Origin of the sequence: Ensifer sp. Root1252 (assembly GCF_001425885.1) — a bacterium.
In the GTDB taxonomy this organism is placed as follows: domain Bacteria; phylum Pseudomonadota; class Alphaproteobacteria; order Rhizobiales; family Rhizobiaceae; genus Ensifer; species Ensifer canadensis.
Genome location: NZ_LMDT01000034.1, coordinates 518,309 through 540,664, shown reverse-complemented (window position 1 = coordinate 540,664; position 22,356 = coordinate 518,309). Strand labels below are relative to the sequence as shown.

Below are 22,356 nucleotides of genomic sequence, written 5' to 3'. Positions count from 1 at the left end.
CGTTGTTCGTATGGTCTGAGCCTAGCGCCTAACGCACGTTGCGGGTAGGCGCTAGGCGAAGACGCAGCGTTTCCGGACGTTGACCAATCCCCCGTCGTTTACTCCGCGTCGAGCGGTTCCACGCCCTGCGGCTTGCCGGCACGGTCGAGCCTGATTTTTTCGATCCGGTCTTCGGCAGCCTTCAACAGCGCCTCGCAGTGCTTCTTCAGCGCTTCGCCGCGCTCATAGATCTCGATCGACTTGTCGAGCGCGACGTCGCCGCGTTCCAGTGCCGAGACGATGCGCTCCAGCTCTTCGACGGCTTGCTCGAAGGAGAGGGCCGAAACGTCCGGTTGCGTGGTGGTGGTCATGGTTACCCTCTCATCAATCTCAAAATATGCATGCCGGCCGACTCGGCCAGTCCCTGCAGGTCATAGCCGCCCTCGAGCAGGCTGACCATGCGGTTGCCGGCGCTGCGGTCGGCGATCTCGTGCAGGCGGCCCGTCGCCCAGTCGAAGTCCTCGGCGACAAGGTTGATCTGCGCCAGCGGATCGCGGTAGTGGGCATCGAAGCCGGCCGAGATCAGGATGAAATCCGGCCGGAAGTTCGTCAGCGCCGACAGCACACGAGAGCGGAACGCCTCGCGAAAATGCTCGCTGCCGGCATTGGGCGAGAGCGGCGCGTTGACGATGTTGCCTTTCACGCCGGTTTCGTCCTTGGCCCCGGTGCCGGGATAAAGCGGCATCTGATGAGTGGAGCAGAAAAGCACCGACGGATCGTCCCAGAAGATGTCCTGAGTGCCGTTGCCGTGGTGCACGTCCCAGTCGACGATCGCCACGCGCTCTGCCCCATGCGCCACCTGTGCGTGGCGGGCGGCAATCGCGACGGTGTTGAAGAAGCAGAAGCCCATGGCCTTGTTCTTCTCGGCGTGGTGGCCGGGCGGACGCGCCGCGACGAAAGCGTTGTCGGCCTTGCCCGTGAAAACTGCATCGACCGCCTCAACCGCACCGCCGATGCCGGTCAATGCCGCCTCGAGGCTGAACGGGCTGGCATAGGTGTCAGCTTCCAGATTGGCGATGCCCTCTTCGGGGATGGCGCGCTTGACGGTGCGCAGATGCTCCTCCGGATGGGCGAGCAGCACCAGGTCTTCGCTCGCCTTCGTCGCCTTTATGCGCTTGAGGTCGGCGAAATTCGGGTGCTCGAGCGCAAGGTTCAGCGCTTTCAGCCGGTCCGGCCTTTCAGGGTGACCTTCCGGAACCTCGTGTTCCAGGAAGATCGGATTTTCATAGAGCAGCGTGGTCATGCGCCGAAACTAGTGCTCCAACCTGCCAACGTCCATGGCGCGCCCAAGCGAAAGCACTGATTTTCAACAGCGCGTATCAAGCAGCAGCTTGCCGTCGCGGCGAGGATCCGCCTGATGCGCCAAGGCCTCATCCAGGCAACTGAGCGGGTAGGTTTGCGCAATCCGGCTTGAGAAAAGCCCGGTGCGCAGACCGGCAAAACTCTGCGCAAAAGCCGCTTCGATCGCTGGCCGACCGGCGGCGTGCACCCAGGTTCTCAGCCACAGAAAGGAGAAGCGTACATCCGGCCGAGCCTGGATTGCCGGTATCGGCACGGGCACACCGCTAAGCGCGCCATACTGGATGAATGCGGCGCCGAGCTGGAGCGTCTGGCCGATGAGCTCGCCGGCAAACGGGCCGCCGACCGCGTCGACAATGGCGTCGAAGGCAAGGCCCGAAGGGATATGCCCTTTATCGGCGATGACGATTTTGCCGGGTGTGTCGGACGCAAGCCGCTCGGCGCTGCGTTGGCTGCGCACGATCCCTATCGGTTTTGCGCCTTCGCCCGACATGAGCTTCAGCAGCATGCCGCCGATGGCCGAACCCGCTGCGGTCACGCCGATTCTCTGGCCGTTCACCGATCCGAAATGGGACTTGAGCGCTTCGATGAGCCGGATCGTCGTCAGCGGGTTGACGTAGCTGGTGGCCGCCTGGCGGTCGTCGATATCGTCAGGCACGGCAAAGCACCATTCGGCCGGCCGTACCAGATATTGCTGCCAAAGGCCGCTTGCGCCGATCGGGATCACGCGATCGCCGGGCTTCAAGGTCGTAACGCCAGCGCCGATGCGGCTGACGGTGCCGACGCCCTCGAAGCCGGGCACGAAGGGCAGGGTCGTCCGGGCACTATAGGCGCCGGTGACGGGAATGAGGTCGGAGGGATTGATGGCCGACAGGGAGAGCGCGATCTCGACCCCGCCGTGCCCCGGCGGGATTCGCTCGGCATCGACGAGCGCAATCACTTGTCGCGGATCGCCGAACTGGCTAACGAGGGTGGAGCGCATTCTAAGAGGACCTCGCATGGACGGCAGGGAGCGGGAAAACGTCACGGAAATCCGCATTCCGTTTCGCGATATAGACATGCATGGCCACATGCACAATGCCGCCTACTATGCCCATGCCGAAGCGGCACTTTCCCAACTCTGGCGGCACCGGCCGTCGGTCGTCCATGAGCCTGCCTATCTCGTTCGCCGCTCGGCCTGTGTCTTCCATCGCGGCCTGCGCTATGACGAGCCGGCGCGCTTCATCGTTACTGTCGCCAAGATCGGCGGAAGCTCGGTGAGCTTTGCCGTGCGCGTCGAGGCGGCCGGCCAGCTTGCGGCAGAACTCGAGATTGTCTGGGTTGCCGTCGATCGCGAACGGCACACGCCGCTGCCGGTGCCGGCCGCAACGCGCGAATGGCTCGGCAGCTACATTCTCTGAACCATCACGAACCTATTCGGTAGGCCGCAGGCTGCGGAACAGCGCGACGCCGCCCATGCCGCCGCCGATGCCCATCATCGCCAGTGCCTGCGTTTCGCGCGGGACTGCCAGCATCTGCGTGAACAGCCGCACCACGAGGATCGCGCCGGATGCGCCATAGGGATGGCCGAGGGCGATGGCACCGCCGTCGAGATTGACCCGTTCCGGCGAAATATCGAGTTGATCTAGGCTGCCGAGCACCTGCGAGGCGAAGGCCTCGTTGAATTCGATGAAATCAATCGCATCGACATCAAGCGCCGGATTGCGCGCTTTCAGTTTTTCCATCGCCGGCACCGGGCCGAGCCCGAGCAGATCGGGATGCACACCGGCGGTCGTCGCATCGATGAATTCGAGCGCAAAGGAAAGCCCCAGGCGTCGCGCTTCGGCAAGGCTGGTCACCAGAACCATCGCTGCGCCGTCGTTGATCGGGCAGGCATTTCCGGCGGTCACCGTGCCGTCCTGGACGAAGACGGGTTTCAGCCGCTGCAGGGTTTCGAGCGATGCATTGGCGCGCGGGCATTCGTCGGCCTCGACGATCCCCGCAGTCGTTTCGATCGGTACGATCTCGCGCGTAAACCGGCCCGCGCCCTGGGCGGCGACGGCGCGTCGCTGGCTTTCGAGCGCAAACGCATCCTGTCTTTCGCGGGAAATGCTGCAGGCTGTGGCGACGTTTTCGGCGGCAACGCCCATGTCAGGGTCACCGATCTCGTCCGGTGCCATGCGCGAACGCTTGATCGGTTGAGGCTCTTCGCCAGGGGTCGTCGGCGGCCTCAGGCGAATATGGGCGCGACTGGCGCTTTCGGTGCCGCCGGCAAGGTAGAAGCGACCGGCGCCCGACTGGATGAGACGGGCGGCAAGGGTGATGGCCTCGAGCCCGGCGCCGCACTGCCGGTCAATGGTCAGGCCGGGTGTCGATACCGGAAGTCCGGCCTCAAGTGCCGCCAGCCGTCCAAGGTTGCCGGCGCAGTTGGCGGCATTGCCGAGGATGACGTCATCGAGCGCCTCCGCCGCCAGGCCGACATCGGCGAGGATGCGGGTGATCAACGGCGCAGCGAGCCGTGCCGGCTCGACCTCCGCGAGCACGCCGCGCACGCGCCCAACAGGCGTACGCAGGGCCGCCACGATCACCGGTGTGCGCGATGGGTCAGACGAAGGGCTCAAGGGCGTCATGTCCGTCCACAATCCATTGCTTGAGAGTCCCGGCGGCCACCTTACCAGATTGCGTCATCGGTAAGGTATGGCAAAGCCAGATCCGTCGTGGATGTTTATAGCGCGGCAGATGGCTGTCGAGATGACGGTCGAGCGCCGCTCGGTCGATTGTTGCACCATTCGGCTCGATGACGGCGACGAGTTCGCTGCCGAGATCGGGATGGTCCAGTCCGAGAACGAACGCCGCATGCACATCGGCATGCCCGACAAGCGTCGCCTCGACCTCCTGCGGATAGATGTTGTTGCCGCCGGAAAGCACCATGCCGCCGGAGCGCCCGACGAGATGCAGCGTGCCGTCGGCACTAAGGAATCCGAGGTCGCCGACGGTTGCGAGCCTGCCGACACGCCTGAGGCCCGCACCATCTCCGGTGCCGATATAGCCGCTCGAAATCAGGTCGCTGTTGACGAAGATCGTGCCGGCTTCGCCTGACGGTAGCGGCTTTTCGCTCTCGTCGAGCACGATTAGGCCGACACCGGGAAAGGCGCGTCCGACGGCGGTCGCCGATGCTGTGTCGCCGGGACCGGCAACGCTGATGAAGCCGAGTTCGGATGCTCCGTAATACTCGACGATGTCAGCTTGCGAAAACGGTGTCGCAGCGGCTGCGCGATCGGCGGGTGTCAGCTTGGCGCCGGCAACGGTGATCTTCTGCACCGACGCCAATGCCGCATGGGAAGGCGATGCGCAGAGCCGCCTCAGCATCGTCGGTACCAGCACGAGCCGTCTGACATCCTGCGAGGCGATGGTCTCGGACGCACGCGCCGCATCGAAATGCGCCATGCCGACGAATTCGGCGCCGGCAACAAGCGTTTCGGCGAACGCATAGAGCGTCAGCCCATGGGCGAGCGGGCCGGGGGCGAAGGTGCGCGTGTCGCTGTTAATGCCAAAAAAATCCTGGCCCATCTTCAGGCTGCGCCGCCAGGACCCGCGATCGCGCACGATCGCTTTCGGCATGCCCGTGGTACCGGAAGTGAAGACGACGAGAAACGGCTCGTCATCGGCGCCGATGGCGATCGGCGTCATGTCTTCGTCTGAACCGGCGGCGAAAAGCAGGCTTTGACCGGAAGCGGTCGCATCGAGCCGCAGCCCCTCGCCGTCGGCGCGAACCGTGATGTCGGGGCGCAATTGCTCACGCATTGCCGCCCGCGTTGTCTCCGGCAGATGTGGGTCGATCAAAACAACGCAATGCCCGCCTGATGTTGCGGCGACGAATGCGGCAGCGAAAAGGGGATGGTTGCCGATCTCCAGTGCGATCAGCTTTGTGGTGGCGGGCAGGACGTTTTTATTCCCGGTGTCTGCCGTCAATCTCCCGAACGCGGAAACGAGCTGGCCGGCGCAAAGCGCAAGCTCCCGGAATGTGAAAACCCGGCCTTCCATGCGGAAGGCCGGGACTTGCGGGATTTGTTCCGCGTGGCGCGCAATGGCGGCGGCAAACGGCATCGGTTCAGGCGCGAACCGGCAGCAGCGGATAGCCGGCGAAGACGGCGCGTGCGGCAAGCGTCGCGATGGCGGCCTTCAGCAGGTCGCCGGGAAGGAATGCGAGCGAACCGGTGGCAACCGCGAGCAGCGGCGTGCCGGTGACGGCCGATACCCAGGGCATGCCGATCGCATAGAGCACGACGATGCCGCCGATTACCGAGGCGAGGAAGAAGCCGACGAACTGGTGCAGTTCAGCCTGGCCTTCCCGGACGAAGCGCTGCGCGATCAGGCCGGTGACGAAGGTGGCAACGACCCAGCCGAGAATGAAGCCGCCAGACGGGCCGGCAAAGACGGCGAGACCGCCACGACCGCCTGATAGCACCGGCAGACCAATGGCGACGAGCAGAATGAAGAGCAGGAAGGCGAAAGCGCCGCGCTTGGCGCCGAGAATGCAGCCGGCGAGCATCACGCCCATGGACTGCGCGGTGATCGGCACGGGAATGAAGCCGAGCGTGATCGGCGGAATGAGGCCGAGCACGACGACGATCGCGGCAAAGAGGGCGATAAGGACGAGATCTCTGGTGTTCATGCTGTTCCGGTTCCTTGCTTATTAGGATGCGCGAATTTATTGACGGCGAAAACCACGCGCGTCAATCGCCGCGGCGATCGTATCCGCATCTTTGAGCGTCAGGATGATCAGTGGTCCGATGATCGTCAACGGTCGCACCGGCAGCCCACGCGCCCGGTGTGCTTCGCGAATGGCCTGATAGCGCGTGAAAATGTCTGGCACAAAGCGCAGGACGAGCCCAAGCGCCAGGCTGACATCGGCAGCGCGCACCCAGCCCAGGCGTTCGAAGGGCGTCAGCAGCACCGTGATCTCGTCCATGAAGCCGCCGATCGTCGTCGTTGCGGTCACGGCAGCGGCGAAAAGCACCAGGGCCATCAGGCGCAGGGTCAAGACGGCGACTTCGTTCAAGGGGAGAAGGAAGAGGTTCACGGCCGCGAGAAAGAAGATCGTGAAGAAGACGAAGCCGACGCGTTTCAGCGCTTCGCGCCAGGAAAGGCCGACCGAGAGATAGAGCCCGCCGGAAATCACAAAGGCGATCAGCTGCACGACGAGCGAGCTGGTGAGGAAAAGCAGGATGCTGAGCGCCACCAGTGCCAAAAGCTTCGCACGCACCGGCAGCCGGTGCAGCCAGCTGTTGCCCTCGATGTGCAGGCTCGTCAGCATCCGGCGATCTCGTGGTAGTGGCGGATCGTTTCCTGCGGCGCGCCATCGGCGGCAAGCCGTCCTTCGTGGAAGAGCAGCAGGCGCTCGACATTTTCGACCAGCGGCAGGTCGTGGGTGATGACCAGCGTGTCTTCGTCAAGTGTCGCGATCGTGTCGGCGACGCGCCGCCGGTTGCGTAGGTCGAGCTGGTTGGTCGGCTCGTCGAGGATCAGGATTTTGGGATCGGTGACGACGACGCTGGCCATGGCGATCAGCTGGGTCTCGCCGCCGGAGAGTTCGTGAACCCGGCGCCGCGCCAGGTGCTCGACGCCGAAGCGCGACAGCACCGCTTGCGTCCGCTTGTCGATTTCCTCGCCTTTGAGGCCGCGGTTCTTCAGGCCGAAGCCGATGTCATCGGCAACGACGGGCATGATCAGCTGGTGCTGCGGATTCTGGAAGATGAAGCCGGCTTCGGAAAGCACGGCGCGCTCGTCCTTGACCGTATCGAGGCCATTGACGGTGACGCTGCCGGCAGAAGGTTTGACTAGACCGTTGATCAGCCGCGCGAAGGTTGTCTTACCGGAGCCATTGAGGCCGATAATGCCGACACGCCTTTCGGTGATCGTCAGCGTCAGCGGCTGCAGCGCCACCCGTTCGCCGAAGCGGACCGAGCAATCGGTAAAGCGGATGTCCATCCCGTCCCTCGCGGTTTGCGGTTGCTCTATAGGCCAAGTCGGCGGACAAGGGCAATGCGCTTTGCGCCAAGGTTCCGTTTGAAATATGGGAATAAAAGCCTACTCTTTCTCCCATGACGATTCGGCTCTCCAATAGCGATGCCCGGCGCATCTTCCTCGCAAAGCAGGGCCTTTCCGGCGCGCCGCACCGCGCGCTCGGCAAGGATGGCCTACTGAAGCTGATCCATGACATCGGCTTCGTTCAGGTTGACAGCATCGCGACGGTGGAACGCGCCCATCATCAGATCCTGTTCTCGCGCAACCAGACCTATCGCCGCGAACATTTGACATCGCTGCTTGAAGACGACCGCGAACTGTTCGAGCACTGGACCCATGACGCTTCGATCATCCCCAGCAGCTTCTACCGCTACTGGAAGCACCGCTTCAAATGGGAAGGCGAGACCATCGTCGACCGTTGGAGCAAGTGGCGCGGCGAGGGATTTGAAAAAGGCTGCGACGAAACCTACGAGCGCATCGCCAAGGGCGGTCCCGTGCTTGCCCGCGACCTCAAGGAGGCCGAACACGAGTCCGGCGGCTGGTGGAACTGGCATCCGTCGAAGACTGCGCTTGAGGTGCTGTGGCGCACCGGCAAGCTGGCGATCGCCAGGCGCGAGAATTTCCAGAAGGTCTACGACCTGACAGAGCGGGTGATCCCGCCGCACCACCAGGATGGCGAGGTGGAGCATCACGAGTTCATAGACTGGGCCTGCCGCAGCGCCCTTGAACGCTTGGGCTTTGCCACCCACGGCGAAATCGCCGCGTTCTGGGATCTGGTCTCTCCGGACGAAGCGAAGGCCTGGGTGGCGGAACATCGCGACGAACTGATCGACGTGTCGATCGAGCCGATCGACGGCGGCAAGCCACGGTCGTCCTATGCGCTTGCGGGTTTTCCTGACGAGCTTGGCGATATTCCCGACCCGCCGGGCCGCGTGCGCGTGCTGAGCCCGTTCGATCCGTTGCTGCGCGACCGCAATCGCACCGAGCGGCTGTTCGGCTTCTTCTATCGCATCGAGATCTTCGTGCCTGAGCCGAAGCGGGAATACGGCTACTATGTCTTCCCGCTGATCGAAGGCGATCGCCTGATCGGCCGCATCGACATGAAGGCCGACCGCAAGCGCGGCAGTCTCGATGTGCGCCGGCTCTGGCTGGAGCGTGGCGTCAAGCCGTCCTCTGGGCGCATGGAGCGCATAGATGCAGAACTCGAACGCGTCGCCCGCTTCGCCGGGGTCGAGCGCATCGAACGCCTCGATGGCTGGAACGCTTCGCTCTCCTGATCGATATTTTTCTTGGCTTGAACCGCTCGCCTTCCTAAATGGAGGCCATCGAACTTATGACGCGGGAGCGCACGACTATGAACACCGATCTGATGAGCCTCTTCGATGCCGACGAGGCAGCGATCCGCAAGGTTCTGTCGGAGACGCTTGCCGGCGCCGACGATGGTGAGCTGTTTCTCGAACATGCCCAGGCCGAAGTGCTCTCCTTCGACAACGGCCGGCTGAAGGGCGGCAGCTTCAACACCGACCAGGGTTTTGGTCTGCGTGCGGTCGCCGGCGAATCGGTCGGCTATGCCCATGCCGGTGAGCTGTCGCTGGCAGCACTTCGCCGTGCCGCCGATGCAGTCGGCCATGTGACGCGCGGTTATGCCGGCTCCTATGCCGCAGCGCCGCAACGCACCAACACGAAGCTCTATGGCGACGAAAACCCGATCGGCGAGCCGAGCTTTGAGGCGAAGGTCGCGCTTCTGCAGGAAATCGACGCCTATCTGCGTGCACGCGATCCCAAGGTCAGGCAGGTGACGGCCTCGATCGCCGCAAGCTGGCAGCTGGTCGATATCCTGCGCGCCGATGGCCACCGGGTTCAGGACATCAGGCCGATGACGCGCATCAACATCTCCGTGGTTGCCGGCGATGGCGACCGTCAGGAAAGCGGCTCCTACGGCATCGGCGGACGCCGCGGCTTCGGCGACTTCATCACCGAGGAGAACTGGAAGAAGGGTGCCGACGAGGCACTACGCCAGGCGCTCGTCAATCTCGACGCGATCGATGCGCCGGCCGGTACCCTGGACGTGGTGTTGGCCTCGGGTTGGCCGGGTGTGATGCTGCACGAAGCCGTCGGCCACGGCCTTGAAGGCGACTTCAACCGCAAGAAGACCTCCGCTTTTGCCGGCCTGCTCGGCGAGCAGGTTGCTGCCAAGGGTGTGACAGTCGTCGATGACGGTACGATCGAGGCCCGGCGTGGCTCGATCTCGATCGATGATGAGGGCACGCCATCGGGCTACAACGTGTTGATCGAGGACGGCAAGCTCGTTGGCTACATGCAGGACCGGCAGAACGCCCGGCTGATGGGCATGCAGCCGACCGGCAACGGCCGGCGCCAGGGTTATGCCCATGTGCCGATGCCGCGCATGACCAACACCTACATGCTGTCCGGCGACCGGACGCCCGAGGAAATCATCGCCTCGGTGAAGAAGGGCATCTATGCCGTCTCCTTCGGTGGTGGCCAGGTGGACATCACCTCCGGCAAGTTCGTCTTCGGCTGCACCGAGGCCTACATGATCGAGAACGGCAAGATCGGCGCGCCGGTCAAGGGCGCGATGCTGATCGGCAATGGCCCCGACGCGATGAAGCGCGTGACGATGGTTGGCAACGACACCAAGCTCGACACCGGCATCGGCAACTGCGGCAAGGCCGGGCAATGGTTGCCGGTCGGCGTCGGCCAGCCGCATCTGCGCATGGACCAGATCACCGTCGGCGGCACGCAGGCCTAAGGCCGATGGCTCCCTTAGCCTCGCGAGGGCAGCAGCACGCAGTCGTAGGAGCGCTTCTTCAGCGCGCTGCAGGCGGAAGCGGCAGCATCACGGCTGCTGAAGCCGACGAAGCGGGCGCGATAGATGGTGCCGGCGCCTTCGCCCACCGCTTCCGTATAGGGAGACGCCTCCGCCAGCATGTCGCCTCCGGCTGCTTGCGCCTGTGCCAGAAGCGCGCGGGCCGCTTCAGCCGAAGGTGCCGCCGAGATCTGGATCTGCCAGCGGCCGGCGGCTGGAACGACAGCGGCGTTTTCCTCTTCGACCATGGCCGTCGGCCGTTCGGCCGGCACGACCGTCGTGGATGACGCGGCGATCAATGCCGCAACGCTGTCGCCCTTGGCACGATGGGCTGCCGTGAAGGGCAGCGGCACGTCCGACATCGTGGCGGCAGATGCGACCTCGATCTCAGCTGCAGCAGCACTCCGCGTCTTGGCAGCGGCCACCAACTGGCGGCCATTGGAGGCTTTGCCGACATGGCGGTTGAGCAATGCCGCCATCTTGTCGTCGCGGCTGCGCGCCGTGCGCCCGCCCATCACCACGCCGATGACGCGGCGGTTGCCGTCCCTGACGGCACTGACGAGATTGAAGCCGGAGGCATTGGTGTAGCCGGTCTTGATGCCGTCCATGCCGTCATAGCGGTACATCAGGTTGTTATGGCCGCGAATCTTGCGACCGCGAAACGTGAAGCTCGGCGTGGCAAACAGCCGGTATTCCCTGGGGTAATCGCGTATCAGTGCCACCGCGAGCGTCGACATATCGCGTGCGGTGGTCACCTGCCTGCTTGCGGGCAGGCCGGATGCGTTGATGAAGACGGTGCGGCTCATGCCCAGTTGGCGCGCCTTGGCCGTCATTTTCCTGGCGAAGTTCTGCTCCGAACCGCCGAGCCTTTCGCTCATCGCGGCGGCTGCGTCGTTCGCCGAGCGGACGATCATGGCATAGACTGCTTCGCGCACGGTGATCGTGCTACCCGGCTTCAGGCCCAGTTTCATCGGCGGCTGGGCCGCCGCCGCCCTCGATACCTTGATCTTGCTGTCCCAGTTCATGTCGCCGCGCCGGAGCGCCTCGAAGGTGAGGTACAGCGTCATCATCTTGGTGAGCGATGCCGGGTGGTTCAGCGTGTCCGCATTCTCCGACGACAGGACTTTGCCCGTGCGCGCATCGAGCACCAACGAAGCGCTGCCGGCAAACGCCGTCGCAGACCCCAGAGCGAGAGCGCACATCGCCAAAAGGAGGCGGCGGATAGCTTTCATGTCAGTCCCCATCGAAATGCGCCGTCGGACAGGCGCGCTGTGCCTTTTTGTGACAAGGCCGTGTCTTTGCTGCAACTTTGAGGCAGAATGCGATTTCTTCCTGCGACTTTCGTCGGGGTGGTAAACCAGAAATTAACGCCGACGTCCTTCAGCAAGGTTTAACGCTCCCGCCATTAACCTCCATGGTGGTGCACCAGGTCTGGCGCGCCAGGGACACTGTAACGCTTGAAACCCTCCAGACGATCTTCTCCGTAAATCGACCGAGGCGCAAGGAGTTCTGCAGTGATCGATACAGGCTGATTTGAATGGACTGATATGGCGGGTGGGATCACGGCAAGCATCAGGACGAGGGCGCGGCGCGCGGCAATCGCCGGTGGGCTTGAGTTGGCGCACGGTCTAAGCCGCGCTGGCCTGATGCCTGATGCCCGTCGGCGCGGCGCTATTTTCACCCTGCATCACGTCCGCCCGCGGGTTGCCCGGGCCTTTGATCCGAACGCCCATCTCGAAATCACCCCGGAGTTTCTCGATAGGGCCATCACCCGGCTGAAGCGGGACGGCTATCGCTTCATTGCGCTCGACGATTTGCCGACGGCGCTTGCCGACGAGGGTGCAGCGCCCTTCGCCTGCTTCACCCTCGACGACGGGTATCGCAACAATCTCGACCATGCCCAGCCGGTCTTTACGCGGCACGGCGTGCCGTTCACCGTTTTCGTGACCGGCGGGTTCGTCGACCGCACCCATACGCTCTGGTGGGAAACGCTGGCCGATCTGCTCTCGGCAACCACGCAGTTCCGGTTTGATTTCGGTAGCGGCGTGGAGGTACTCAAGGCTGAAAGTAGCGCCGACAAGCACGCGATATTTGGCCGTATGGCCGCCTACATCCACAGTCGCGAGGAAATTGTTTCGGTTGCCGAGCTCGACGCGGCGGCGCTGGAACATGGGATCGATGCGTTGGCTATCACCAAAACGCTGACGCTCGACGAAGCCGGTCTCCGTCTCCTGATTGAAAACCCGCTCGCCAGCCTCGGGGCGCACACCATAAGCCACCGCGCCGTCGCGCGGCTCGGTGATGAACAGGCAAGCCAGGAGATCGAGGCATCCGCCGCCCGCGTCGAAGCCATTGTCGGCCAAAGGCCGCGCAGCTTTGCCTATCCCTATGGGGATCGCCCGGCTGTCTCGCCGCGCGATCAAAGGCTTGCAGCCGATCTCGGCTTTACGGTTGCGGTCACCACCATGCCGGGCACGGTCGCGGCGGCGACGCCGCTAGACGCCTTGCCGCGCATTTCACTTAACGGCCATTTCCAGCGTGCCCGTTACGTTTCGGCGCTCGCCTCGGGCATTCCATTTCGGCTCGGTCGAAGCTAGAATCTTTCCGCTTTAGACGAAACGGAAGCGCTCAAGCTTCTCACTTTTGCGCATTTCCGGGCGGAAAACCGCTGCACACTTTTCCTGGAAATGCTCCAGCCGCCGCCTACCGCGTCCATCATGGGTACATCCGCACCTTTTCCCAGCCACCTTCCGGTGTCTCGCGACGGAACTCCAGGCGGTCGTGCAGTCGGAATGGCCGGTCGTGCCAGAACTCGATCGAGGTCGGGCGGATGCGAAAGCCGGACCAGTATTCCGGACGGGGGATTTCGCCAAGCGCATGGCGGGCCGTGTATTCGGCAACCGCTTTTTCCAACGCGAAGCGGCTTTCGAGCGGACGGGACTGTTTCGAAGCCCAGGCGCCGATGCGGCTGCCGCGCGGTCGCGACTTGAAATATTCGTCCGCCTCGGCCTCCGAGACGATTTCGACAGGCCCGCGCAGCCGTACCTGGCGCCGGAGCGATTTCCAGTGGAAACACATGGCGGCCTTGCGGGCGCCGAGAATTTCGCGGCCCTTCTGGCTTTCGAAATTGGTGTAGAAGACGAAGCCGCGCTCGTCGAAATCCTTGAGCAGAACCATGCGCACATTCGGCAACCCGTCGGGGTCGACGGTCGCCAGCGCCACGGCATTCGGGTCGTTGATCTCGCTGCCTTCCGCGTCTTTCAGCCATGTGCCGAAAAGGGAAAAGGGCTCATTTGCTTCCGTGAAGTCACCGCTTGTTAACTCATTCACCGCCATATTGCCTTCTAACGCCGTGATGTCTGGCGCGGAAACGCTTCGGGATGAGCCCGAGCGGTGTTTCCGCATCGAAAATGTCAGAGCCTGCTTGTTGACTTCCTCGGGAAACGTGCGGCTCTTGCGAGTCTGACAGGATTGCCGTGCAAGACATAGCAAAGTGGATCGATGGCAAGAAGGGGTATTCCTTCTCGGTGATGCGTGGCGCGGCAATTTGCCTGCCCGTGCTCATTATGTCCGGTTGCATGGGAGCCGGCCTCGACATGTTCGGCAGTGGTGTCGATCGCACCGTTTCAACCGGTACCGTTCCCGTTGCCAAAACCTCCGACGGCTTTTCCGATGCGGTCCTGATTCGCAACGCCGTGACCTCAGCCGAACTCGGGCAGGGGTCGCTCAACCCTATTCCCTGGGCAAACGCCACGTCCGGCAGCGCCGGCGTCATCAGCAGCATTCAGGAAGACAACGCCAGCGGCATGCTTTGCCGTCGTTTCACCACGACCCGCCATTCCTATGAGGGCATTGCCAAGTTCGACGGCAGCACCTGCAAGCTCAGCGATGGCGAGTGGTATCTCACCAGCTTCGGTCCGCGCTCCTGAAATCCTGCGTTAACCACGTTTCGGCAAACCGCGGCAGGAACGGTTCGATCGTCGTTTTGACCTGCTCCGTCGTCGCCCCGGCTAACCGATATTTAGCAAGTTCTGCCCATCCTCGCCGCTGAACGGGACGTGCCACAGCACTTGATCCCCGGTTTGAGGCATAAGGCGGGCATCCGGGAGAGGCCGCCGATCAGAGAAGATGGTAGCAAGCCATGCGTGATCCCTATGCAATTCTCGGCGTCCGGCGCACCGCCGGTCAGGACGAAATCAAGGCGGCGTGGCGCTCGGTCGCCAAGGCCATCCATCCCGACCACAATCAGGACGACCCGACTGCCGCCGAGCGCTTTGCCGAAGCAGGCAAGGCCTACGAGCTGCTGCGCGACCCGAAGCTGAGAAGCCGCTACGACTATGCCCGGCGCGAAGCCGAGCTGCGCCGCATGGAGGCGATGAAGGCGAAGATGCGCGGCCCCGAGCCGGAGGAGCAGCCGGTCGATGCGGAAACCGCCGAAGAGGCGGTCTCGCGGATCTTCGGCACAGAGAGCCGTACCAGCGCCGCCAGGCCCGCGCCGAAGCCGGCAGCGGCCAAAGCACCCGAAAGGCCAGCCGCTGCCCCCGAGCCGAAACCCGAGCCTGTCACTGAGCCGAAGCAGGAGGCGGTCGCCAAGACGGAGCCGCCGCTGATGCAGCGTGCCGCAGCACCCGCCGCCGAGCTGGTGGCCGCCATCGTCAGACGCATTCGCGGCCGGGCGGCCAAACCCGCCGACAAGGTTCCAGATCTCGCTGTCGATCTGACCGTCACCATCCAGGACTTGATCGATCGTCAACGCCTGTCCTTGGAATTGCCCGACGGTGAAACCTTCAAGGTCCAGATACCGCCGGGTGCCGTCGACGGACAGACGATCCGCCTGGCGGAGCAGGGCTATCGCGTCACCCGCATGACACGCGGCGACGTCGTCGTCACCCTGCGCGTCGACCAGAGCGGCGATTTCCGAACCAGTGGACTCGATCTGTTCACGACACTGTCCGTCGATCTGCAGAGCGCCGTGCTGGGCTGCGAGCATGTCATCGCTACGCCGATCGGTGAGGCGACCGTTGTCGTTCCGGCCTGGTCCGGGTCGGACAAGGTCATTCGCGTCGACGGCTTCGGGCTGCCGGGTGCCTATGGCGCGCGCGGCGATCTGCTGGTCGAGTTGCGGCTCATTTTGCGCGACACGCCTGATGACAAGGTCACCGACCTCATGAAATCGCTGCGCGACGGCTTTTATTTGTGACGGTTTGCTGACACACTGAACCAATATTACGGGGACTAACAGTTCCTGATCCCGGCCGCGCTTGAACCACCGGAGCGGCTATGCCATAGGCAATTCTCGACAATTTGCCGCACGCGCGCTGACAGCGCAGATCTGGCGTTTTTGAATTTTGTGAAGTCTGGCGTCGGCCATCGTCGATGCCGGCAGATAGTATTGGGGACAATGCATGGCTCAGGCATCGGGTTTGATGAAGGGCAAGCGTGGCGTCATCATGGGCGTCGCGAACAACCGTTCGATTGCATGGGGGATCGCGAAGTCCATCCATGGCCAGGGCGGCGAAGTTGCTCTGACCTATCAGGGTGATGCACTGAAGAAGCGCGTCGAGCCGCTCTTGGCGGAAATCGACGGTTTCATGGCCGGCCACTGCGATGTCAGCGACGAAGCCACCATCGACGAGGTTTTCTCGACGCTTGAAAAGCACTGGGGCAAGATCGACTTCGTCGTTCACGCGATCGGTTTCTCCGACAAGGACGAACTGACCGGGCGCTACGTCGACACGTCGCCGGAAAACTTCGCCAAGACGATGCAGATCTCGGTCTATTCCTTCACCTCGGTCGCCCGGCGTGCTGAAAAGCTGATGACGGACGGCGGCTCGATGCTGACGCTGACGTACTACGGCGCCGAAAAGGTCATGCCGAACTACAACGTCATGGGTGTCGCCAAGGCCGCGCTCGAAGCGAGCGTCAAATACCTGGCGGTCGACCTTGGCCCGAAGAACATCCGCGTCAATGCGATCTCTGCCGGCCCGATCAAGACACTGGCCGCCTCCGGTATCGGCGACTTCCGCTACATCCTGAAGTGGAACGAGTACAACGCACCGCTGCGTCGCACCGTCACCATCGAGGAAGTCGGCGATGTCGGCCTCTACATGCTGTCCGACCTGTCGCGCTCGGTCACGGGTGAGGTTCACCACGCCGACAGCGGCTACCATGTCGTCGGCATGAAGGCGGTAGACGCTCCGGATATCTCCGTCATCAAGGATTGATCGGCGCCGCCGACCGGCCCGAACAGCCTCCTGCCCGGAGCGAAATGTTGTGCTGATCTATGTGATCCGTCACGGACAAACGGACTGGAATGCGGAAAGCCGCCTCCAGGGGCAGAAGGACATCCCTCTCAACGATACCGGCCGCCAGCAGGCGACCGGAAACGGGCTTGCGCTTGGTGCCATCCTCGGCGCCGACGCCGCGCAGTTCGACTTCGTCGCGAGCCCCCTCGGTCGCACCCGCGAAACGATGGAGCGCCTTCGCCGGGCCATGGGTCTTGATCCCACCGCTTACCGCACCGACGACCGGCTGAAGGAAGTCTCCTTCGGCGATTGGGAAGGTTTTACGCTACCGGAGCTGAAACGGTCCGTGCCGGAGCGCATCGCCGAGCGACGCAAAGTGAAATGGGATTTCATCCCGCCCGGCAATGATGCCGAAAGCTACGAGATCCTGTCCTGGCGGATTGCCGCATGGCTCAAGGACGTGAGCAAGCCGACGGTCTGCGTCAGCCATGGCGGCGTCATCCGTGCGCTGTTCAAGCTTTTTGGTGAGATGGACGAAGATGAGGCGGCTTCTGCTGCCATCCCGCAGGATCGTCTGTTGCGGATTGCCGGAAATTCCATCGGCTGGATCTGAGGCTTCCGTCCTGAACGGACCGGTAGAAATGCTCTACCTTTTTGTTTCCACGCATTTCCTGACGGAAAACCGCTTCGCACCTTTCCTGGAAAGCTCTGACGAAGCCGGGTCAGCACACCCGCCCCTCAAGGGGCGGGACTTGGGTTCTTAAATAGTCTTACTGAACGATTTCCAGATCGTTGATCACGCGCTTGCCGTCGACCTCAGTGTAGAACACGAGAACTTTGACGCCGGCGGTGAGACCTTCAAAATTGAATTCTTCAGGCGCCTGATAGCTTTTGCCGTCGTCGAGCTGAAGGCTGAGGCGATCGGTATCGACCCCGGTAATAACGGCCTCTACATCGGCACTTTCGGCAACGGCCGACAAAGGCGCAAGCAAGCCGGCGGTAGCCATGAGCGCGGCAATGACAAAACGCATCTTTCTTGCCCTTTTCAATGTATCTGCGATTATTCTTGTCATCACCCTTTGATCCCCGATTGTGGCAAAAATTGCCTTGCACCGTAGCTTTTGACAGGCTTTCCCTCCATTTCGGGGATGCCCGGCCGGTTGATGGAGACTGAACGCCAAACGTGCAGTTTTCAAGCATTCCGCCGGCTGAGCCGGCGGTGCATCAGCACTGTATCCCCATGAATTGTAGGGTTTTCCAAAGAAATGTGACGAAAGCCAATCTTAAGACTCGATCGCTACCTTCGGTTGGGGATCGAGGGGAATAGAGTGAAGATTGTTGACGTTCTGCGCCAACGCATTCGGGCGGCAGCCAGATTTGCGAAACCGTCGCTGATACCGGCCGCCATCGCGGGCATCGTCGTCTTTAGCGGCGGCCATGTCTATGAGCGCCAAAACCGCGAAAACGCCCGCAGTGATCTCAGGATCGACGTCGAGAATGAACTGAACCTCATTGCCAATCGCCTCCAGTCGGAGGTCAATACCAATATTGCGGCCCTCAACGGTTTCGCCAACAGCATTGGTGTCCATCCCGAGATGACCGCCGATGATTTCACCATCATGTCGACCAAATTGCTGCTGCAGAATCCGCAAATGGTGCGTGCGTCGGCGGCCCCGGGCGGCGTTGTTCGCATCGCCTTTCCGCGCGAAAGCCAGCAATGGTTCGTCGGCACCGACTTCAACAAATTCGGGGCGACTCGCCGCGCCGTTGAGCGCGCATCGTCCACGGTAAAACCGGTCATGATCGGGCCGATCCGTTTGCCGAGCGGGCGCAACGGCTTTGAACTCTTCCTGCCGGTCTTCGCCAAGATCCAGGGGCGCATGGAGCGATGGGGCTACGTTGAAGCAATCCTCGATGAAAGGGCTCTCTACCGATCCGCCCGCCTGCTTGAGGAAGGTGTCGAAACGCCGGAATTCACCGGCGACCACCGTCATGTCGACGTGCATCTCGCAATCCGCGACGTGTCGGAACCGGAGCGTATCCAGGATGCCTTCTTCGGTGACGACAGTGTGTTTCGAATGGCACCGGCCAAACGCCAGCTCACTCTACCTGGTGGTGTCTGGGAGTTGGCGGCGACACCGATCGGCGGCTGGGAAAAGTTGCCCCAAAACAGCAGGGACCTGCGCTTGGCGATCGCGGCGGCGGTCGCCGTCGTTGTCATTCCTATTCTGCTGGCCGGCGGGCTGGTCAACGAGCGCCAGCGCAACATCGCCAAGCTCCGGGCGCGCGAAGGCGAGGTGATGACGCTTTCGCATCGTCTCAACCTGGCGCTCGAAGCTTCCAAGATCGGCATATGGGAGATCGACCAGGCCACGCAGGAGCGCTCCTGGGACGATCGCATGTTCCATCTGCATGGGCTTACGGTCCATGATGACGAGCCGACCTACGATGAATGGCGCTCGACCGTGCACCCGGATGATGTCGGTATCGCCGCCAACGCGCTCTTCCGCAGCCTTGATGAGGGCCTGGAGTACCGCTCGCAGTATCGGGTCGTGCTGGCCGACGACAGCATACGCCATATCCGCAATGTCGGCTCCGGCCATCAGGGGGTTGATGGCCGGTCCAAGATCACCGGCATCAGCTGGGATGTCACCGATGACGTGCTCAAGAATGAAAGGCTTGGGGCTGCCAAGGCCCAGGTTGACCAGCAGAACCTGGAGCTCGAGCAGGCCCTCATGGGGCTTTACGAGCGCGAGCAGGATCTGGAAAAGCTGTCGCGTCGGCTCGATCTGGCGCTCGACAGCTATCGCTGCGGCATGTGGGAAGCGGATCTCGACAGCAACGTCACCTATTGGGACGAGCGCATGCACCAGCTCTACGGGTTGGTCTACACCGACGGCGCAACGAACGAAGCGACATGGCTCAACGCGCTGCATCCCGACGATCGCGGATCCGCGCTATCGGCGGTCAACACGGCGATCGGCGCGCGCGAAACCTATGTACACCAGGCCCGCGTGGTGCTGACGGAGGGCGCTGTCCGCCACATTCGTTCGGTCGGCAAATTGCATGTCTCGCCGGAGGGGCGCAGGAAACTGGTCGGCATCGCGCTTGATGTGACCGACGACGTGGTGATGACCGAGCAATTGCGCGCCGCCAAGGCGATGGCCGACGCCAAGAATGCCGAGCTCGAACAGGCACGCATCCGCATCGAGCACAATTCGCTGCACGATCCGCTGACGGGCCTGGGCAATCGCCGGATGCTGGACAAGGCGCTTGAGCGTCTGACCGGCCAGAACACCGATGCGCTCCAGAGCATTGCCATCCTTCACATCGACCTCGACCGTTTCAAGCAGATCAACGACACGCTCGGCCATGCGGCCGGCGATGCGATGCTGGTTCATGCGTCGGAGATCCTGCGTTCCAACATGGCGCCGGGTGACATGGTGGCGCGCATCGGGGGCGACGAATTCGTCGTCGTCGTCACCGGCGCGCCGGGCGCTGCCGAACTTGCGGCGCTCTGCGATCGGATCATCGCGGAAATGCGCCAGCCCGTCGATTACAACGGATTTCCCTGTCGCTTCGGCGTCAGCATCGGCGTCGCCGTGGCCCGCCAGGCGCATGCCGACGCACGCAAGCTGCTGGTCAATGCCGACATGGCGCTCTACCGGGCGAAGGAAAACGGCCGCAACCGCTATCAGTTCTTTACCCAGATGCTCCAGGCTGAAGTCGTCACCGCCAAGCGCGTCGCCGATGAAATCCTCGAAGGCATCGAGCGCGACGAGTTCGTGCCCTGGTACCAGCCGCAGTTCGACGCCTCGACATTGGCACTCTCCGGTGTGGAAGCGCTCATCCGCTGGCGCCATCCGCGCCAGGGCATTCTGACGCCGGACAAGTTCCTGGCGATCGCCGATGAACTGAACGTCACCGCGGCGCTTGACCGCCTCGTCCTGGAGAAATCGCTGGCCGACCAGATGCGATGGGCGGCTGCCGGTCTGCGGGTGCCGAAGATCTCCGTCAATGTCTCGGCCAAGCGCCTGCAGGACGAGCGGCTACTCGCCTCGCTCGAAGGCTTGAGCATCGTGCCGGGGCAGATTTCCTTCGAGCTGGTGGAGTCGATCTTCCTCGATGAAAGCGACGACATCGTCACCGCCAATATCGAGGGTATCAAGAAGCTCGGTATCGACATCGAGATCGACGATTTCGGCACGGGCCATACGTCTATCGTCAGCCTGCTCAAGATCAAGCCGAAGCGGTTGAAGATCGACCGGCAGCTCGTGGTCCCGGTTCTCGGCGCCCGCACCGAACAGGCGTTGATCCGGTCGATCATCGATATCGCTCGCTCGCTCGGCATCGAGACGGTGGCAGAAGGGGTCGAGACCATGGCACATGCCGAGATGCTCGGCATTCTCGGCTGCGATCTGCTGCAGGGCTATGCCTTCTCGAAGCCGCTGAGCGCAGAGAACTTCTTGGCATTTGCGACAGATCGGGGGTTGAGACTCGCTTCCTGAGGCGCTTGCAAATTCCCGATATATGTCCCGCAAAAATATGCCGCGGTTTCGCGCGACACGCCCAGGAACAAGAGAACTGAAGCGCAACGGGTTGATCTGAAAGATCGCGACGTGCCTAAGCGGTGGTCGGAAAGACTTCCCCCTGTCCCGGCTTTGCACTAAGAGAGGGGCGCCCGTACATGAAACATGTACGTCCGTTGCTTCTCAGAGTTCGGTTGCCTTATGTCGCACAATACCTTCGGTCACCTCTTCCGCGTCACCACCTGGGGCGAAAGCCACGGCCCGGCGCTTGGCTGTGTGGTGGACGGCTGCCCCCCCGGCATTCGTTTCACGCTCGGCGAACTTCAGGCCTGGCTCGACAAGCGCAAACCCGGCCAGTCACGCTTCGTCACGCAGCGCCGTGAGGACGATCTCGTCAAGGTTCTCTCCGGTGTGATGCTGGATGAGGACGGTGAGACGATGATTTCCACCGGCACACCGATCTCGATGCTGATCGAAAACACCGACCAGCGTTCGAAGGATTATTCGGAGATCTCCAAGCGTTATCGCCCGGGGCATGCCGACTACACCTACGACGTCAAATACGGTATTCGCGATTACCGCGGTGGCGGCCGTTCGTCGGCGCGCGAAACGGCGGCGCGCGTTGCTGCCGGCGGCATCGCCCGCAAGGTGGTGCCGGGGCTGGTCGTGCGCGCTGCACTCGTCCAGATCGGCAAGCACAAGATCGACCGCGCCAACTGGGATTGGGCCGAGGTCAACAACAATCCGTTCTTTGCGCCGGACCCGGCGATCGTGCCCGTCTGGGAGGCATATCTGGATGGCATCCGCAAGTCCGGCTCGTCCATCGGCGCCGTCGTCGAAGTGGTGGCCGAGGGCGTGCCGGCCGGCATCGGTGCGCCGATCTACGCCAAGCTCGACCAGGACATCGCTGCAAACCTGATGTCGATCAACGCCGTCAAGGGTGTCGAGATCGGCAACGGCTTTGGCGCCGCCGAAATTACCGGCGAGGAAAATGCCGACGAGATGCGCATCGGCGAAGACGGCAAGCCGGTCTTCCTGTCCAACAATGCCGGCGGCATCCTTGGCGGCATTTCGACCGGCCAGCCGGTCATCGCCCGCTTTGCGATCAAGCCGACTTCTTCTATCCTCACCGAGCGTCGTTCGATCGACAGTGACGGTAACGAGGTGGATGTGCGCACCAAGGGACGTCATGACCCCTGTGTCGGCATCCGCGCCGTGCCGATCGGCGAGGCAATGGTTGCCTGCACGATTGCGGATCACTACCTGCGTGACCGCGGCCAGACCGGCCGGCTTACTGCATAACTCCTTAAATCGGGATCGATTTAAGGGCAAAATTATGCAGCAACTCAAAGTGTTACGGCGACCCTTGCGCTCCTAGACAGGCGCGCCGCTGTAAGTAATTCGGGAAGAA

General features: G+C 62.7%; 21 protein-coding genes. 10 read left to right on the top strand and 11 right to left on the bottom strand.

The genetic code is table 11. From position 1 onward, the window contains the following. Nucleotides 1-98 precede the first annotated feature (98 nt). The 3 genes from ASD02_RS29415 to ASD02_RS29405 all read right to left on the bottom strand — a co-directional run bounded on the left by ASD02_RS29415 (nt 99) and on the right by ASD02_RS29405 (nt 2,320). The gene (locus tag ASD02_RS29415) at nt 99-350 is read right to left on the bottom strand and encodes an exodeoxyribonuclease VII small subunit (RefSeq protein ID WP_025426149.1); all 252 of its coding nucleotides are present in this window, start codon (nt 348-350) and stop codon (nt 99-101) included. A 2-nt stretch (nt 351-352) separates the two neighbouring features. Next, nucleotides 353-1,282 carry a histone deacetylase family protein gene (locus ASD02_RS29410; protein ID WP_025426150.1) on the bottom strand — a complete coding sequence of 310 codons (930 nt, stop codon included), beginning with the start codon at nt 1,280-1,282 and terminating at the stop codon, nt 353-355. Between the two features lie 63 nt (nt 1,283-1,345). Next, nucleotides 1,346-2,320: a zinc-dependent alcohol dehydrogenase family protein gene (locus tag ASD02_RS29405; protein WP_025426151.1), complete on the bottom strand. Its 975-nt coding sequence runs from the start codon at nt 2,318-2,320 to the stop codon at nt 1,346-1,348. Nucleotides 2,321-2,336: 16 nt separating this feature from the next. Between ASD02_RS29405 and ASD02_RS29400 the strand changes: the two genes are divergently transcribed. Further along, nucleotides 2,337-2,738: a thioesterase family protein gene (locus tag ASD02_RS29400; protein WP_025426152.1), complete on the top strand. Its 402-nt coding sequence runs from the start codon at nt 2,337-2,339 to the stop codon at nt 2,736-2,738. Between the two features lie 12 nt (nt 2,739-2,750). On the opposite strand, the gene ASD02_RS29395 is transcribed toward ASD02_RS29400, so the two are convergent. The 5 genes from ASD02_RS29395 to ASD02_RS29375 are packed head-to-tail and all read right to left on the bottom strand — an operon-like array spanning nt 2,751 to nt 7,308. Next, complete coding sequence (locus ASD02_RS29395; protein WP_025426153.1) at nt 2,751-3,938, bottom strand: thiolase family protein; 1,188 nt, start codon at nt 3,936-3,938, stop codon at nt 2,751-2,753. Further along, the gene (locus ASD02_RS29390) at nt 3,922-5,424 is read right to left on the bottom strand and encodes a class I adenylate-forming enzyme family protein (protein WP_025426154.1); all 1,503 of its coding nucleotides are present in this window, start codon (nt 5,422-5,424) and stop codon (nt 3,922-3,924) included. The genes ASD02_RS29395 and ASD02_RS29390 overlap by 17 nt, the downstream gene beginning before the upstream one ends. A 4-nt stretch (nt 5,425-5,428) precedes the next feature. Next, nucleotides 5,429-5,992 (bottom strand): biotin transporter BioY, encoded by a 564-nt coding sequence (locus ASD02_RS29385; protein WP_025426155.1) that lies wholly within the window; start codon nt 5,990-5,992, stop codon nt 5,429-5,431. A 36-nt stretch (nt 5,993-6,028) separates the two neighbouring features. Further along, nucleotides 6,029-6,634, bottom strand: a complete 606-nt coding sequence (locus ASD02_RS29380) for an energy-coupling factor transporter transmembrane protein EcfT (protein WP_025426156.1) — start codon at nt 6,632-6,634, stop codon at nt 6,029-6,031. Next, entirely contained in the window at nt 6,628-7,308 is a 681-nt protein-coding gene (locus tag ASD02_RS29375; protein ID WP_025426157.1) for an ABC transporter ATP-binding protein, read from the bottom strand. Before ASD02_RS29375 ends, ASD02_RS29380 begins: the two co-directional genes overlap by 7 nt. 113 nt (nt 7,309-7,421) lie before the next feature. Between ASD02_RS29375 and ASD02_RS29370 the strand changes: the two genes are divergently transcribed. Together ASD02_RS29370 and tldD are read left to right on the top strand one after the other, a co-directional pair. Further along, the gene (locus ASD02_RS29370; RefSeq protein ID WP_025426158.1) at nt 7,422-8,621 is read left to right on the top strand and encodes a winged helix-turn-helix domain-containing protein; all 1,200 of its coding nucleotides are present in this window, start codon (nt 7,422-7,424) and stop codon (nt 8,619-8,621) included. 77 nt (nt 8,622-8,698) lie between these two features. After that, entirely contained in the window at nt 8,699-10,114 is a 1,416-nt protein-coding gene (tldD, locus tag ASD02_RS29365; protein WP_057221523.1) for a metalloprotease TldD, read from the top strand. A 14-nt stretch (nt 10,115-10,128) separates the two neighbouring features. Here the strand turns inward: tldD and ASD02_RS29360 are convergent, their stop codons facing one another. After that, nucleotides 10,129-11,394, bottom strand: coding sequence for a D-alanyl-D-alanine carboxypeptidase family protein (locus ASD02_RS29360; protein WP_057221522.1), 1,266 nt, complete (start codon nt 11,392-11,394; stop codon nt 10,129-10,131). A 324-nt stretch (nt 11,395-11,718) separates the two neighbouring features. Between ASD02_RS29360 and ASD02_RS29355 the strand changes: the two genes are divergently transcribed. Beyond that, nucleotides 11,719-12,768 carry a polysaccharide deacetylase family protein gene (locus tag ASD02_RS29355; protein WP_025426161.1) on the top strand — a complete coding sequence of 350 codons (1,050 nt, stop codon included), beginning with the start codon at nt 11,719-11,721 and terminating at the stop codon, nt 12,766-12,768. A gap of 118 nt (nt 12,769-12,886) precedes the next feature. Here the strand turns inward: ASD02_RS29355 and pdxH are convergent, their stop codons facing one another. Then, nucleotides 12,887-13,507: a pyridoxamine 5'-phosphate oxidase gene (gene pdxH, locus ASD02_RS29350; RefSeq protein ID WP_025426162.1), complete on the bottom strand. Its 621-nt coding sequence runs from the start codon at nt 13,505-13,507 to the stop codon at nt 12,887-12,889. A 140-nt stretch (nt 13,508-13,647) separates the two neighbouring features. Here pdxH and ASD02_RS29345 point away from each other — a divergent pair, with 140 nt between their 5' ends. The 4 genes from ASD02_RS29345 (at nt 13,648) to ASD02_RS29330 (ending at nt 17,029) form a co-directional block, all read left to right on the top strand. Then, nucleotides 13,648-14,100, top strand: coding sequence for an RT0821/Lpp0805 family surface protein (locus tag ASD02_RS29345; RefSeq protein ID WP_057221514.1), 453 nt, complete (start codon nt 13,648-13,650; stop codon nt 14,098-14,100). 212 nt (nt 14,101-14,312) lie between these two features. Next, on the top strand, nt 14,313-15,371 hold the full coding sequence (locus ASD02_RS29340) for a DnaJ C-terminal domain-containing protein (protein ID WP_025426164.1): 1,059 nt from the start codon (nt 14,313-14,315) through the stop codon (nt 15,369-15,371). Between the two features lie 205 nt (nt 15,372-15,576). Next, nucleotides 15,577-16,395, top strand: a complete 819-nt coding sequence (gene fabI, locus ASD02_RS29335) for an enoyl-ACP reductase FabI (protein WP_025426165.1) — start codon at nt 15,577-15,579, stop codon at nt 16,393-16,395. Between the two features lie 49 nt (nt 16,396-16,444). Then, nucleotides 16,445-17,029, top strand: a complete 585-nt coding sequence (locus ASD02_RS29330) for a histidine phosphatase family protein (RefSeq protein WP_025426166.1) — start codon at nt 16,445-16,447, stop codon at nt 17,027-17,029. Nucleotides 17,030-17,186: 157 nt separating this feature from the next. On the opposite strand, the gene ASD02_RS29325 is transcribed toward ASD02_RS29330, so the two are convergent. Then, entirely contained in the window at nt 17,187-17,447 is a 261-nt protein-coding gene (locus ASD02_RS29325; RefSeq protein WP_025426167.1) for a DUF1344 domain-containing protein, read from the bottom strand. Between the two features lie 297 nt (nt 17,448-17,744). Here ASD02_RS29325 and ASD02_RS29320 point away from each other — a divergent pair, with 297 nt between their 5' ends. Both ASD02_RS29320 and aroC read left to right on the top strand, forming a co-directional pair. Beyond that, complete coding sequence (locus tag ASD02_RS29320) at nt 17,745-20,924, top strand: EAL domain-containing protein (RefSeq protein ID WP_057221513.1); 3,180 nt, start codon at nt 17,745-17,747, stop codon at nt 20,922-20,924. A gap of 222 nt (nt 20,925-21,146) precedes the next feature. After that, nucleotides 21,147-22,247 (top strand): chorismate synthase, encoded by a 1,101-nt coding sequence (gene aroC / locus ASD02_RS29315; RefSeq protein ID WP_025426168.1) that lies wholly within the window; start codon nt 21,147-21,149, stop codon nt 22,245-22,247. Nucleotides 22,248-22,356 lie beyond the last annotated feature (109 nt).

Excerpts from the sequence above, each read along its gene's own strand:
- ASD02_RS29405 (WP_025426151.1), bottom strand. The coding sequence starts at position 2,320 with ATGCGCTCCACCCTCGTTAGCCAGTTCGGCGATCCGCGACAAGTGATT.
- ASD02_RS29410 (WP_025426150.1), bottom strand. The coding sequence starts at position 1,282 with ATGACCACGCTGCTCTATGAAAATCCGATCTTCCTGGAACACGAGGTT.
- tldD (WP_057221523.1), top strand. The coding sequence starts at position 8,699 with ATGAACACCGATCTGATGAGCCTCTTCGATGCCGACGAGGCAGCGATC.
- ASD02_RS29325 (WP_025426167.1), bottom strand. The coding sequence starts at position 17,447 with ATGCGTTTTGTCATTGCCGCGCTCATGGCTACCGCCGGCTTGCTTGCG.
- ASD02_RS29370 (WP_025426158.1), top strand. The coding sequence starts at position 7,422 with ATGACGATTCGGCTCTCCAATAGCGATGCCCGGCGCATCTTCCTCGCA.
- ASD02_RS29340 (WP_025426164.1), top strand. The coding sequence starts at position 14,313 with ATGCGTGATCCCTATGCAATTCTCGGCGTCCGGCGCACCGCCGGTCAG.
- ASD02_RS29380 (WP_025426156.1), bottom strand. The coding sequence starts at position 6,634 with ATGCTGACGAGCCTGCACATCGAGGGCAACAGCTGGCTGCACCGGCTG.
- ASD02_RS29375 (WP_025426157.1), bottom strand. The coding sequence starts at position 7,308 with ATGGACATCCGCTTTACCGATTGCTCGGTCCGCTTCGGCGAACGGGTG.
- ASD02_RS29355 (WP_025426161.1), top strand. The coding sequence starts at position 11,719 with ATGGCGGGTGGGATCACGGCAAGCATCAGGACGAGGGCGCGGCGCGCG.
- ASD02_RS29390 (WP_025426154.1), bottom strand. The coding sequence starts at position 5,424 with ATGCCGTTTGCCGCCGCCATTGCGCGCCACGCGGAACAAATCCCGCAA.
- fabI (WP_025426165.1), top strand. The coding sequence starts at position 15,577 with ATGGCTCAGGCATCGGGTTTGATGAAGGGCAAGCGTGGCGTCATCATG.
- pdxH (WP_025426162.1), bottom strand. The coding sequence starts at position 13,507 with ATGGCGGTGAATGAGTTAACAAGCGGTGACTTCACGGAAGCAAATGAG.
- aroC (WP_025426168.1), top strand. The coding sequence starts at position 21,147 with ATGTCGCACAATACCTTCGGTCACCTCTTCCGCGTCACCACCTGGGGC.
- ASD02_RS29400 (WP_025426152.1), top strand. The coding sequence starts at position 2,337 with ATGGACGGCAGGGAGCGGGAAAACGTCACGGAAATCCGCATTCCGTTT.
- ASD02_RS29385 (WP_025426155.1), bottom strand. The coding sequence starts at position 5,992 with ATGAACACCAGAGATCTCGTCCTTATCGCCCTCTTTGCCGCGATCGTC.
- ASD02_RS29415 (WP_025426149.1), bottom strand. The coding sequence starts at position 350 with ATGACCACCACCACGCAACCGGACGTTTCGGCCCTCTCCTTCGAGCAA.